Origin of the sequence: Candidatus Skiveiella danica (genome assembly GCF_022705245.1) — a bacterium.
Taxonomy (GTDB): Bacteria; Pseudomonadota; Gammaproteobacteria; order Burkholderiales; family Burkholderiaceae_C; genus Skiveiella; species Skiveiella danica.
Window position 1 is genome coordinate 20,300 of the sequence record NZ_JAKJEW010000027.1, and the last position, 12,829, is coordinate 33,128.

A 12,829-nucleotide genomic window follows, 5' to 3' on the forward strand; every position below is an offset into this window, starting at 1 on the left:
AGGAAAAGGTCAAAGCTCAGGGGCCACAGGCCCGGGCCAGGACAGGCCAGGCCAGGCCAGGCCCGGCAAGGCCAGCGTTGCACACCGAGTGCCAGCGCGGTAGGCTCTACGAGCTCCCCGCCACCTTCATCCGGTTGATGAGGATCGATCCGACCGACTTGGCGCCGTAGTTGTAGGCATCGGCCCCCACCGCTTCGATGCCCTTGAACATGGTTTTCAGATTGCCGGCGATGGTGATTTCCTGCACCGGAAAGGCGATTTTGCCGTTCTCGACCCAGAATCCGCTGGCGCCGCGGGAATAGTCGCCCGTCACGTAGTTCACGCCCTGCCCCATCAACTCGATCACGAACAGGCCGGTGCCCAGCTTTCTGAGCATGGCGTCCAGGTCGTCGCCCGCTTGCGTGTGCCGCGACGTCATCGTCAGGTTGTGCGAGCCGCCGGAATTGCCCGTGGTCTTCATGCCGAGCTTGCGCGCCGAGTAGGAACTCAGGAAATAGCCTTCGACACGTCCGCCCTTGACCACGCTGCGGGCTTGGACACGGACGCCTTCGTCATCGAAAGGCGAACTGCCCTTGCCACGCAGGACGAACGGGTCCTCCGCGATATCGATGTGCCGTGGGAAAACCGTCTTGCCGAGGGAATCGACCAGGAACGTGCTCTTGCGGTACAGCGCGCCGCCACTGACCGCCTGCACGAAGCCGCCCAGCAGCCCGGCTGCCAGCGGGGACTCGAACAGCACCGGGCATTCGGTGGTGGGAATCCTGCGGCTCTTCAGCCGGCTCAGAGCGCGCTCGGCGGCGTAGCGGCCCACGGCAGCCGGTGAGGCCAGCTCGTCGGGCGAGCGCATCGAGCTGTACCAGGCATCGCGCTGCATGCCTGAGCCCTTGCCGGCGATCGGTGCCACCGACAGGCTGTGGCGCGAGCTGGCGTAGCCGCCGCGAAACCCGTGCGTGTGCGCACTGAAGAAGTGGCTTTGCTGGGCTGAAACCCCCGCGCCTTCGCTGTTCGTGATCTTTCGACTGGTCTGCAGGGCGGCATCCTCGCACGCCAGCGCCAGCTGTGCCGCCTGTTCGCTGCTCAGGCTCCAGGGATGAAACAGGTCGAGGTCACGGTGATCGTTGGCAATATCGTCAGCGTCCGGCAGACCCGCCATCGGATCCTCGGCGGTGAAGCGGGCAATGTCGAAGGCCGCGCGCACCGTCTGCTCGACCGCGGCGGGTGAAAAATCGGAGGTGCTCGCATTTCCGCGGCGATGTCCGACGTAGACCGTGACGCCCAGGGACTTGTCGCGGTTGCGCTCGACGCTTTCCAGTTGGCCCTTGCGCACGCTGACGCTCAGTCCGCAGCCCTCGGAAGCCTCCGCACCCGCGTCGGTAGCCCCCATGCGCCTGGCGTGGGCCAGCGCGGCATCGACCAGATCTTCAAAAAAAGCGCGGCTGTAGCTGAAGCCCTGCTCGGGATGGCCGGCTGCAGGGGACGCTGCGTGGGAGGGGAGTTTGTTCATGGTGGCGGCTATGATACTTGCCGTCCCCTCTATCCGCCGACCCGGCTCGCCCATGTCCCGCAAACCCAAAAAAGGCTATTACGTCCGCGGCGAGTTCGTTGCCGAAGGCAGCGAACTCGACCTCGAGCTCAAGCGCGAGCTCAAGGGCACCAGCGAAGCCAGCCGGACCGAGCTCAAACGCGAGAGCACCGAACTGCAAAAGCTCGGCGAGGAACTGCTGACGCTGCGCGCCGACCTGATGAACGGCCTCGACGTGCCCGAGAAGCTTCGCGACGCGCTGGCCGATGCCCGCCGCATCACGAATTTCGAGGGCAAACGGCGCCAGATGCAGTTCGTCGGCAAGTTGATGCGCCAGCTCGAACCCGACACCCTGGCGGCCGTGCGCGCCGCCCTGCAGGAGCAACACCAGGGCTCGGCCCAGCTGACGCTGGCCCTGCACCGGGCCGAACAGTGGCGCGACCGCCTGATCGCCGAGGACGATGCCTTCGGCGACTGGGTGCAGCGGTTTGCGGGCACCGACGCCCAGCAGCTGCGCGCACTGATCCGCCAGGCACGCAAGGACGCTCCGGCGCCGGACAAGGCCGCCGTCTCACACGGGCTGGCCCCGCGCCAGGGACGCGCCTACCGCGAGATCTTTCAGCTGGTGCGTGAGCAGCTCGGCAGCGTCGACTCGACCGGCGAACCCTTCGCCCACGGTACCGGGAGTCCGGCCGGGCCCGGCTGACGTCGAGGATCCTTCCCTTCGTCACCCATCCATTTCGCGATTCGCACCATGAGCTCTTTTGACCCTGTCACCATCGGCATCGTCTCCGTCAGCGACCGCGCCTCCAGCGGCGTCTACGAAGACAAGGGCTTGCCCGCCTTGCAGGACTGGCTGACCCGCGCGCTGAAGAACCCGGTCCGGTTCGAGCCGCGGCTGATCCCGGACGAGCAGGCCCGCATCAGCGCCACCCTGATCGAGCTGGTGGACGCCGGCTGCGCACTGGTCTTGACCACCGGGGGCACCGGCCCGGCCTTGCGCGACGTCACCCCCGAAGCCACGATGGCCGTCGCCCACAAGGAAATGCCGGGCTTCGGCGAACAGATGCGGCAGACCAGCCTGCGATTCGTGCCCACGGCCATTCTGTCGCGCCAATGCGCCGTCATCCGTGACAAAAGTCTCATCATCAACCTGCCGGGTCAGCCCAAATCGATCCAGGAAACACTGGAAGGGTTAAAAGACGCCTCGGGGGCATCGATCGTCAACGGCATCTTCGCGGCGGTGCCGTATTGCGTCGACCTGATCGGCGGCCCCTATCTTGAAACCCGCGATGAGGTATGCAAAGCTTTCCGACCTAAAAGCGCCATTCGTCCGACCACCTGAAGCAAGACAAGCATGAGCCCGATTCGCTGCACCCACCCCTGCGCTGCCACCCGTCGGGAAGCAGGACTCCTTCCCATCGGGGCGGCCATGCTGGCCTTGTGCCTGGCGCTGGGCGCCCAAGCCGTGGAGCCCAGCCTGGCCTATACCGTCCAGCCCGGCGACAAACTGATCGTCCTGTCCCGAGAGATGCTGGTGCGCCCCGACGCATGGGCGGAAATCGCGCGGCTCAACGCCCTGCCGGACCCCGATGTCATCCGCCCGGGTCAGACCCTGAACATCCCCCTACGCCTGCTCAAGTACGCGCCGGTCAGTGGCAGGGTTGTCAGCGTGCAGGGCAGCGTACAACAGGGGTCGGCCACCGCGGTCGTGGGCAGCACTGTCGGGGAAGGCACTCGCCTGCAGACGGGTGCCGACAGTTCGGCCGTGATCGAAATGTCCGACGGATCCCGCATCCAGCTCTTGCCCGCCAGCCTGGCGGAGGTCATCGCCAGCCGGGAATACGTCCTGCGCGATGCAAATGCGAGCGGCACCACCAAGTGGTTTTCCGGGATCATCCGCCTGAGCCAGGGGGCCGTGGAGACCCTCGCGAGCAAGCTGGGCCTGCGCGCGACGCCGCTGCAGATCCAGACGCCCACCACCACCGTCGGTGTGCGTGGCACCCGTTTCCGTGTCGCACAGGAAAATGGGGCCAGTCCGAGCGCTCGCGCTGAAGTACTGGAAGGCCAGGTCCGTGCCGACAACACCGCCCAGCAAAGTGGCGCGGATCTTCCCAAGGGTACCGGGGCGGTGATTGATCCGGCCAGGAAAGAAGTGAAGGTCGTACCGCTGTTGCCCGCGCCGGATCTGGGTGCCGACACCTTGAACCTCACAAATCTGGAGGCAAGGACTTGGGCAATGCCGACCTTGGCGGGGGCAGCCGCTTTTCGCGTTCAGGTTGCCAGCGATTCGCAGTTCAACCGGATTGTGCACGACCAAGTGGTTACGGCATCGACCGCTGATTTGTCAAGCTTCACGAGCGGCGTCTGGTATCTGCGTGCGCGCGGAATTGATGCCGCAACGATTGAAGGATTTGACGCGCAACGACAACTTGTCCTCGCAGATTATTTGCTGGTCACGGATTCACTGCTCAGCTTTATTGGCGGTGAAACCTGGATGAACTGGAGCCGGACGTTTTCCGATGGTAAGGCCGTCCAAGCAGAAAGCTACAGTGCGGAAATCGCTACAGACCCGGACATGATGCACATGATCCGTCAATCCAAGAGCCTTGCAGGACCGTTCAATTTTGGCGAAATGAGACCCGGACGGTATTTCATTCGAGTCGCGGCCAAGGGCCCAACGCTGGCCCGCAGCAAGACCTATCGCTTCGAAATTCCGGTTGACTGGGGAACCACGGCGATCGACGTTCCATCGGCCCTCAAGGGCGTGGGCCCATGAGCCAGACTTATCGGTCCCGGATACTCCGCCCTACTTGCCAACGAGGTCGTTGAGCCGCGAGGCCTCGAAATGCTCGGTCAGCGCCGCCTCGTCCGGCACGCACTCTCCGGCTGGCCGATTGGCCGACAAGGTCTCGATGGCGTGCCACAGCAAGGCAATCTGGTGCTCATGGGAAGCGGCGTTGTCGATCAAGCCCTTCATGGCCTGCGACAGCGGATCGTCTTCGAGCGTGATGCCGTAGGCCGAGAACTTTTCCTGGGTCGGCGTCACATCGGCGCTTTCACCCGCCTTCGAAGGGATGATGCGAGCCGGGATGCCCACCGCAGTGGCCCCTGCAGGCACCGGCTTGATCACCACTGCGTTGCTGCCGATCTTGGCGCCGTCGCCCACCAGAAAGCCCCCCAGCACCTTGGCGCCCGCACTCACCACGACATTGCGGCCCAGCGTCGGGTGGCGCTTGGTGCCCTTGTAGAGCGAAGTACCGCCGAGCGTCACGCCCTGGTAGATCGTGCAGCCGTCACCGATCTCGGCCGTCTCGCCCACCACCACGCCCATTGCGTGGTCGAAGAACACCCGCTCCCCGATCACCGCCCCCGGGTGGATTTCGATGCCGGTGAGCCAACGGGACACGTGCGAGGTAAAACGCCCCAGCCATTTGAGACCGTGCGTCCAGAACCAGTGCGCCGGCCGGTGCAGCAGCAAGGCATGCAGGCCGGGATAACAGGTCAGCACCTCCCAGGTGCTGCGCGCGGCCGGGTCACGGTCCAGGATGCACTGAATATCGGAGCGAAGGCGGGAAAACATGGGCGCAAGTCTATCGCGGGGCGCCCGCCACCTCGCCCGGTACGGACTTGTCAGCGGCCGTGGCGGCTGGCTCGTGCGCCCGCGCTGCGGTGAGGCTCATCGCCCGGGCAATACCACGCAGGATGTGGACTTCTTCCTGCGCCAGGCCAGCCCGGTTGAACAGCTGGTTCAGCCGCGGCATCAGCTTCTTGGGTGCCGCCGGATCGAGAAAGCCGATGTCGACGAGCGACTGCTCCCAGTGCGCCAGCAGTCCGGCAACCTGTTGCGCATCCGCCGCCTGCGGCGCCGCGGTGGCGGCCTGCACCGGATAGGCCCCCAGGGCCAGGCGCCACTCATAGGCAATCACCTGGATGGCTGCACCGAGGTTGAGCGAGCCAAAGGACGGATGGGTGGGAATGCTCAGGGCGACATGGCACCGGTACACGTCTTCGTTCTGCATGCCGAACCGCTCCGAGCCGAACAAGAAGGCTACGCCCTGCCCTGGCGCGCCGGCGCGGGCTTGCGATGCGAGCGACTCGAAGTGCGGGCGTGGCGCCACCGTGGGCGGGCCGAAATCGCGCGGCGTCATCGCGGTCGCGCACAGGTGCGTCATGCCGTCGAGCGCCTCGTCCAGCGTGGCGACGATGCGGGCCTTTTCCAGCACATCCAGCGCCCCGCTAGCGCGCTGGATCGTCTCTTCGCGCCGCAGCACGTTGGCCCAGCGCGGCGCCACAAGCACCAGGTCGTCAAAACCCATGACCTTCATGGCGCGGGCTGCCGCCCCCACGTTGCCGGCGTGGCTGGTCTGGATCAGGACAAATCGCGTTTGCATGGCGTGAACGGGGCGTCAGGTGGGCCGGGCGGGTAAAATCGCCCTATTGTCGCCGCCCGCATCGCCGGGATGGTCCCCAGCTCTTCAATCCGCTGAGGACAGAACCCACGCTCTGTCCCGCAAGGTTAACAATTCATGTCGTCCCCCAACCTGCACCCCATGCTCAACGTGGCCGTCAAGGCCGCCCGGTCCGCCGGTTCGATCATCAACCGCGCCGCGCTTGACGTCGAAGCGGTCCGTATCTCGCAGAAGCAGGTCAACGACTTCGTCACCGAAGTCGACCACGCCAGCGAAAAGGCGATCATCGAAACCCTGCTCACCGCCTATCCCGACCACGGGATCCTGGCCGAGGAATCGGGCAGCCAGCATGGAGCCAAGGATGCGGATTGCGTCTGGATCATCGATCCGCTGGACGGCACCACCAACTTCATCCACGGCTTCCCCGTCTATTGCGTCAGCATTGCGCTGGCCGTGCGCGGCAAGGTCGAGCAGGCCGTCATCTACGACCCCAGCCGCAACGACCTCTTCACGGCCACCAAGGGCCGCGGCGCCTACCTGAATGAGCGCCGCATCCGGGTCAGCAAGCGCACGCGGCTGCAGGAGTGCCTGATCTCCACGGGTTTTCCGTTTCGCAAGGGCGACAACTTCAATGCGTACCTGCAGATGATGGGCGACGTCATGCAGCGCACGGCCGGCCTGCGCCGCCCGGGTGCGGCCGCGCTGGACCTGGCCTACGTGGCCGCTGGCTATGCCGACGGCTTCTTCGAAACCGGCCTCCAGCCCTGGGATGTGGCGGCCGGCTCCCTGCTGGTCACCGAAGCCGGCGGCCTGGTCGGAAATTTCACTGGCGAGGCCGACTTCCTGGAGCAGAAGGAATGCCTGGCGGGCACACCCCGCGTCTACGGCCAGCTGGTCAGCATCCTGGGCAAATACAGCAAGTTCGCCAGTGCCGGCGACAAAGCGGCCGTGCGCGAGGCCGCTGCACCGGCCTCTGCAGCCGACGGAGCCAGCGAGCTGCGGGATGAAGAAGGCCCTGACACTGCCGAGTCGGGCAGCCTGGCCAAGGACGACGACGCCCCGTTCTGACCCTCGCGCCATGGCAGCCACGCTCGATCTGAGCGCCCACACCCCCATGATGGCCCAGTACCTGGCCATCAAGGCGGAACACCCGGACACGCTCGTGTTCTACCGCATGGGCGACTTCTACGAGCTGTTCTTCGCCGACGCCGAAAAAGCCTCGCACCTGCTGGACATCACCCTGACCCGCCGCGGCCAGTCGGCCGGCCAGCCGGTGGTGATGGCCGGGGTTCCCTTCCATTCGATGGAAGGCTACCTCGCACGCCTGATCAAGCACGGCGAGTCGGTGGCAATCTGCGAGCAGGTCGGCGATGTGGCCACCAGCAAGGGCCCGGTCGAGCGCAAGGTGGTGCGCGTCGTGACACCCGGCACCCTGACGGACAGCGAACTGCTGTCGGACAAGACCGAGTCCATCCTGCTGGCGGTGCACCAGGCCCCGCGCAACGCCTGCGGGCTGGCCTGGCTGAGCGTGACCCAGGGCGAGCTGAACCTGTCGGAATGCGCGCCTGACGAACTCGACGACTGGCTGGCTCGCATCAACCCCAGCGAGCTGATCTACAGCGCCGATGTCACGCCCACCTTCGAGCAGCGACTGATAGCGCTGAAGGCGGTCAACCGCAACCTCACTTTGAGCCAGCGGCCTGAATGGCAGTTCGACGGCGCGCTGGGCCAGCGCAAGCTGCTCGAGCAATTGCGCGCCGCGAGTCTGGACGCCTGGAACGCCGCGGATCTGGCGCACGCCCATGGCGCCGCCGCCGCGTTGCTGGCCTACGCTGAGCACACGCAGGGTCGCGCGCTGTCGCACGTGCAGCAATTGCGGGTGCAGCACAGCGATGCACTGATCGACCTGCCGGCGACGACCCGGCGCAACCTCGAGCTGGTGCAGACCCTGCGCGGCGAGGACTCACCGACGCTGTTTTCGCTGCTCGACACCTGCATGACCGGCATGGGCAGCCGCACCCTCAAGCGCTGGCTTCTGGAGCCCGCTCGCGACCGCACCCAGGCCATCGCCCGGCTGGACGCCATCACCACCCTGCGCGGCGACCGCGGCGCCGGCCCCTGGCATACCTTGCGCGCGCAACTCAAGGGCAGCGCCGATGTGGAGCGCATCACCGCGCGCATCGCGCTGCGCCAGGCGCGCCCCCGCGAGCTGGTGGCGCTGCGCCAGACACTACAAAAAGCAGAGCACGTCATGGCCATTCCACGATGGGATGGTGCCTTTTTGACCGATATTTCCCGCGATTTGACCCCGCCACCGGGCTGCGCGGACCTCCTGGCGGGCTCGCTGCTCGAAGAACCGGCCGCCCTGGTGCGCGACGGCGGTGTGATCGCCGCCGGGTTGGATACCGAGCTGGACGAACTGCGCGCCATCCAGACCAATTGCGACAGCTTCCTGCTCGACCTGGAGACCCGCGAAAAAGCCCGCACCGGCATCGCCAACCTGCGCGTGCAGTTCAACAAGGTGCACGGCTTCTACATCGAGGTCACCCAGGGGCAGCTGGACAAGGTGCCCGACGACTACCGCCGCCGCCAGACCCTGAAAAACGCCGAGCGCTTCATCACACCCGAGCTCAAGGCGTTCGAAGACAAGGCCCTGAGCGCACAGGAACGTGCGCTCGCGCGCGAGAAGTGGTTGTTCGAACAGTTGCTGGACCGCCTGCAGGCCTTCGTGCCGGCACTCACCCAGCTCGCCCGCGCGGTCGCGGCGCTGGACGCCCTGTGCGCGCTGGCCGAGCGTTCTCTGACACTGAACTGGTGCGCACCGCAGTTCGTCCGCGAGCCCTGTATCGAGATTCGCGCGGGTCGCCACCCCGTGGTCGAGGCGCGGCTGGCCGAACTCTCCGGCGGCGCCTTCATCGCCAACGACACGTCGCTGGGGCCGCGCCAGCGCATGCAGATCATCACCGGCCCCAACATGGGCGGCAAGAGCACCTACATGCGCCAGGTGGCACTGATCGTGCTTTTGGCCAGCATGGGCTCCTACGTACCCGCCACGGCCTGCCGCCTCGGACCGATCGACGCCATCCACACCCGCATCGGCGCGGCCGACGACCTGGCCAACGCGCAATCCACCTTCATGCTGGAGATGACCGAGGCCGCGCAGATCCTGCACAGCGCCACACCGCAGAGCCTGGTGCTGATGGACGAGGTGGGCCGCGGCACCTCCACCTTCGACGGCCTCGCGCTGGCCAGTGGCATTGCGGCCCAGCTGCACGACAAGACGCAGGCCTTCACGCTGTTTGCCACGCACTACTTCGAGCTCACCGAATTTCCGGCAAGCCACCACGCGGCCGTCAACGTGCACGTGAGCGCGGCGGAGGCCGGGGGCGATATCGTGTTCCTGCACGAAATCCAGGCCGGTCCGGCCAGCCGCAGCTACGGCATCCAGGTCGCCCGGCTGGCAGGCATGCCAGCACCTGTGCTGAACCATGCGCGCCACGCCCTGGCAGCGCTGGAGTCCGGCGCCAGTGCAAGCCGATCCCAGGTGGATCTGTTCGCGGCACCGCCCGAGTCCGCAGCACACCCACCCAGCGCCGTCGAGGCCCGCCTGTCGGACATCAACCCGGATGCCCTGAGCCCGCGCGAGGCGCTGGACATCCTCTACGCACTGAAAAAGCTCAGCCCCTGAGGGCTGCGCCTCACACCCATCCCAAGCATCAAGGATCAAGAAGCCATGACCTACTGCGTCGCCATCAAACTCAACGCCGGCCTGGTGTTTCTCTCCGACTCGCGCACCAACGCCGGCCTCGACCAGATCAGCACGTTCCGCAAGATGATCGTCTATGAAAAGCCGGGCGACCGCTTCATGGTGCTGCTGTCGGCGGGCAACCTGAGCATTTCGCAGTCTGTGCGCGAAATCCTGCAGGTCGAGCAGATCAAGGATCACGAAGGCGGAGACCCCATCACGATCTGGAATGCCAAGAGCATGTTCGACGCCGCCCGCGTGCTGGGAGCCGCCGTGCGCCATGTGTACGACAGGGATGCGGCCTCACTCAAGGCCTCGGGGGTGGAGTTCAATGTGTCCCTGATCTTCGGTGGCCAGATTCAGGGCGAAGCCATGCGCCTGTTCCAGGTTTATTCGCCGGGCAACTTCATCGAAGCCACGCCGGAGACACCCTACTTCCAGGTCGGCGAATCCAAATACGGCAAGCCCGTGCTCGACCGGGTGATCACGCCGGACACCCCGCTGGACGAAGCCGCAAAGTGCGCGCTGGTGTCGATGGACTCCACGCTCAAGTCCAACCTGTCGGTGGGCTTGCCGCTGGACATGGTGGTCTATGAGGCGGACAAGTTCCATACCGACCGCGTGATGTGCATCGACGACCAGAACCCCTACTTCCAGATGCTGCACGGCAGCTGGGGCCAGAAGCTGCGCGAGGTGTTCGACAGCATCGAGGACCCGACCTGGGACGGAGGCGCCACCGAGGTGCCGCTGATGGTGGCGTCGGCGCGCAACAAGCCGCTGAAGAAGATCACCTCACCCAAGGAAAAGCTGATCTGAGGCCGCGCCGGACACGCCCGGTGCGCCTCAAAAAAATGGCCCGACGCCTTGGCTGGCTTCGGGCCTTTTTGCGTCGGACGGATTTGGGCGTCAGAACTTGTACGTGTAGGTCACGCCGACGTAGGTCATCGACTGGTTCTGGTTGAGGCTCATCGTGGTGTTGTCGCCATACGTATAGGGCGTTCCATTCCAGCCCCAGGCCCAGTCGTTTGACAGCACGCGGGCGTAAACCAGGTTGGCGCCGATGACGCTGTTCTTGTCCAGGTCGTACTTGCCAAAGAGCTTCAGCGCCGTCTGGCGGAACGTGATGCTCGGCAAGCCGCCAGTGGCGGCCAGCAGCGCGGCGCTGTCGGCGCCGGCATAGGTTTCCAGCGACTGGGCATACACGCTCTTTTCGTTGACGTACGACAGCGTTCCGCCCACTTCCAGCTTGCTGGTGGGCTTGCCGGTCACGCCCAGGCCTGCGGAGGTGTTGGTGGTCTCGAATGCCATGACGGAGCCGGCGGGGCGCGCCTGGTTCTGGGTCTGTTGTCCCCAGGAGGCGTACGCGGTGAGGTTCCAGTTGTCCGAAATCGCGTAGGTGCCATCGACGCTGTAAAGGCTCAAGCGCGTGTTCTGCAAGGCATACGCGGTTGGCATGGTGTATTTGTTGGTGCCGCCTTCGGCAGTGAATTGCAGGGCCAGCTTTTCATCAGGCTGCCAGTTGCCATAGAGCTTGATCTTTTCCTGCCGCCGGTCGGCCAGCGTGGGCGAGAAGATCGCCGAAGAGCTGAATGCGGTGGACGGATCGGAAACCTCGGTCACGCCCGCGCCGGGATTCGGCTTCAGCCAGTTGGAGCCATCGCGCTGGCTGCCGGAGAGGCGGATCGATCCGGTGAAGGTCTCCGACATCACCTTGTGAAGCTCTGCGTACAGGCCGGTCTCGTCGGTGTTCTGGCGCAATGCACTGATGCCACCGGCCCGGCTCGTGGGCGTGTAGATCCCGCGGTCGATGCCGACATAGTCGGCCCCGATCGTGCCCCGGTACTCCCTGGAGAACTGGTAGATCGCCTGCAGCTTGCCGGAGACCTTCTGTTCGGGCAGCTGCTGGTTGGTATAGACCGAAGAGCCCGCCATGACGTAGGGCGCGACGGGCGTCTTGTCGTCGCGGTCCGCGTAACGAATGTCGGCCTGCAGCGTGAGCTTCGGGATCGGCCGCGAGGTGATTCCCAGCCATGCCAGCGTGGTGTTGACGTTGCCGCCCAGGCTGGTCACTCCTGCCGGCGCGCCACTCAGCCCCGACGCAGCAAAGTTCTGGTTCTGCGTGGTGTTCGCATACGACAGCTTGAAGGACGCCCGGGTCTTTTCGGCCAGGTCGTAGGTGCCCGTCAGCGACAGCTGGTTGAACCGGTTGTCGGGCTCCTGTGCCACCGGCAAGTTCAGCAGCGGCTGCAATCCGGCGCTCAACGGCAAGAGCGTCCCCAGCGGATTGTTCAGACTGCCCGGAACCGACGGGTTGAGCGTCGGATTGTTGTTCTGGAAGAACGAGCCGTAGTACGCCACGCTCAGTCGCAGCTTGTCCATCGAGTAGTTCACCCGGGCGTCGATCTGGCTCGTGTTCGAGTTGACCGCCTGCGGCAGCATCAGTGTGGCCCAGCCTGCTGCGATGCCCGTGGTGCCCTGACAGCCTGGGGCGACCGGCGACGGGCAGTTCATGCCGATGCCAAAGGGTCGCGAACCATCCTGCTTCTCGGTCTTGAAATCCACCTCAATCTGCAGCGCGTTGTCGATCCACTTGCTGAAGCCCAGACCCACATTGGAGCGCTTGGTTTGCAGGTGGGTGTTGTATCCGCTGCCCACCCCGCCGGGCAGATACACCACCTGCGGTGCCGTGGAACCCGCCCCCACCACCCCGGTGTTGATCGTATAGGGGTTGGTGTGGACCAGTTCCCCATAGGAGGCCTTGAGTCGCCACTCGCCGGGCTCGGTCAGGCTCAGCCCCAGTTCGCGGGAATCGTCCAGCAGATTGGCACCGCGGAACTTGAACAGCGTCATCGCCTCCGGGTCGCGCACGCTGTAGTCGAAACCCAGGATGCCGGCCGAGGGGTTGTTGTTGTTCAGGCCGAGTGCGTTGTACTGGTTGTAAATCGATCGATTGCCGGCGCCACCGCCGACCCCGCCCAGGCCCAGGGTGACCGACGACTGCGTGGTCTTGACTTCACCGGGTTCGGGCTTGGCGGCCTCCTTGGCCTTTTCGTCGGTGGCCTGCGCGAAGGCTGAAGCCATGAAGGCAAACACCGCCATCGCAATGACCGTGCGCCGGAAGTTGAACGAGGAATCTGAAATTGTCATCAT

General features: G+C 65.3%; 10 protein-coding genes. 6 read left to right on the forward strand and 4 right to left on the reverse strand.

Features of this window, described 5'->3' with window-relative positions:
• Nucleotides 1-106: 106 nt before the first annotated feature.
• The gene (gene pmbA / locus ACMUOY_RS15030; RefSeq protein ID WP_413893545.1) at nucleotides 107-1,504 is read right to left on the reverse strand and encodes a metalloprotease PmbA; all 1,398 of its coding nucleotides are present in this window, start codon (nucleotides 1,502-1,504) and stop codon (nucleotides 107-109) included.
• A gap of 52 nt (nucleotides 1,505-1,556) precedes the next feature.
• Here pmbA and yjgA point away from each other — a divergent pair, with 52 nt between their 5' ends.
• From yjgA to ACMUOY_RS15045, 3 genes are all read left to right on the forward strand, one after another.
• Nucleotides 1,557-2,228 carry a ribosome biogenesis factor YjgA gene (gene yjgA / locus ACMUOY_RS15035; RefSeq protein ID WP_413893546.1) on the forward strand — a complete coding sequence of 224 codons (672 nt, stop codon included), beginning with the start codon at nucleotides 1,557-1,559 and terminating at the stop codon, nucleotides 2,226-2,228.
• Between the two features lie 48 nt (nucleotides 2,229-2,276).
• On the forward strand, nucleotides 2,277-2,867 hold the full coding sequence (gene mog / locus ACMUOY_RS15040; protein WP_413893547.1) for a molybdopterin adenylyltransferase: 591 nt from the start codon (nucleotides 2,277-2,279) through the stop codon (nucleotides 2,865-2,867).
• An 87-nt stretch (nucleotides 2,868-2,954) separates the two neighbouring features.
• Entirely contained in the window at nucleotides 2,955-4,301 is a 1,347-nt protein-coding gene (locus tag ACMUOY_RS15045; protein WP_413893548.1) for a FecR domain-containing protein, read from the forward strand.
• 30 nt (nucleotides 4,302-4,331) lie between these two features.
• On the opposite strand, the gene cysE is transcribed toward ACMUOY_RS15045, so the two are convergent.
• Both cysE and ACMUOY_RS15055 read right to left on the reverse strand, forming a co-directional pair.
• Complete coding sequence (cysE, locus tag ACMUOY_RS15050; protein WP_413893549.1) at nucleotides 4,332-5,105, reverse strand: serine O-acetyltransferase; 774 nt, start codon at nucleotides 5,103-5,105, stop codon at nucleotides 4,332-4,334.
• A gap of 10 nt (nucleotides 5,106-5,115) precedes the next feature.
• A complete protein-coding gene (locus ACMUOY_RS15055; RefSeq protein ID WP_413893550.1) occupies nucleotides 5,116-5,916 on the reverse strand; it encodes an RNA methyltransferase in 801 nt (266 codons plus the stop codon).
• A 135-nt stretch (nucleotides 5,917-6,051) separates the two neighbouring features.
• Here ACMUOY_RS15055 and ACMUOY_RS15060 point away from each other — a divergent pair, with 135 nt between their 5' ends.
• The 3 genes from ACMUOY_RS15060 to ACMUOY_RS15070 are packed head-to-tail and all read left to right on the forward strand — an operon-like array spanning nucleotide 6,052 to nucleotide 10,495.
• Nucleotides 6,052-7,002 carry an inositol monophosphatase family protein gene (locus tag ACMUOY_RS15060; RefSeq protein WP_413893551.1) on the forward strand — a complete coding sequence of 317 codons (951 nt, stop codon included), beginning with the start codon at nucleotides 6,052-6,054 and terminating at the stop codon, nucleotides 7,000-7,002.
• A 10-nt stretch (nucleotides 7,003-7,012) separates the two neighbouring features.
• Nucleotides 7,013-9,622 carry a DNA mismatch repair protein MutS gene (gene mutS, locus ACMUOY_RS15065; RefSeq protein WP_413893552.1) on the forward strand — a complete coding sequence of 870 codons (2,610 nt, stop codon included), beginning with the start codon at nucleotides 7,013-7,015 and terminating at the stop codon, nucleotides 9,620-9,622.
• A 45-nt stretch (nucleotides 9,623-9,667) separates the two neighbouring features.
• On the forward strand, nucleotides 9,668-10,495 hold the full coding sequence (locus ACMUOY_RS15070) for a peptidase (protein WP_413893553.1): 828 nt from the start codon (nucleotides 9,668-9,670) through the stop codon (nucleotides 10,493-10,495).
• Between the two features lie 90 nt (nucleotides 10,496-10,585).
• Here the strand turns inward: ACMUOY_RS15070 and ACMUOY_RS15075 are convergent, their stop codons facing one another.
• A complete protein-coding gene (locus tag ACMUOY_RS15075) occupies nucleotides 10,586-12,826 on the reverse strand; it encodes an MtrB/PioB family decaheme-associated outer membrane protein (RefSeq protein ID WP_413893554.1) in 2,241 nt (746 codons plus the stop codon).
• Nucleotides 12,827-12,829: the final 3 nt, after the last annotated feature.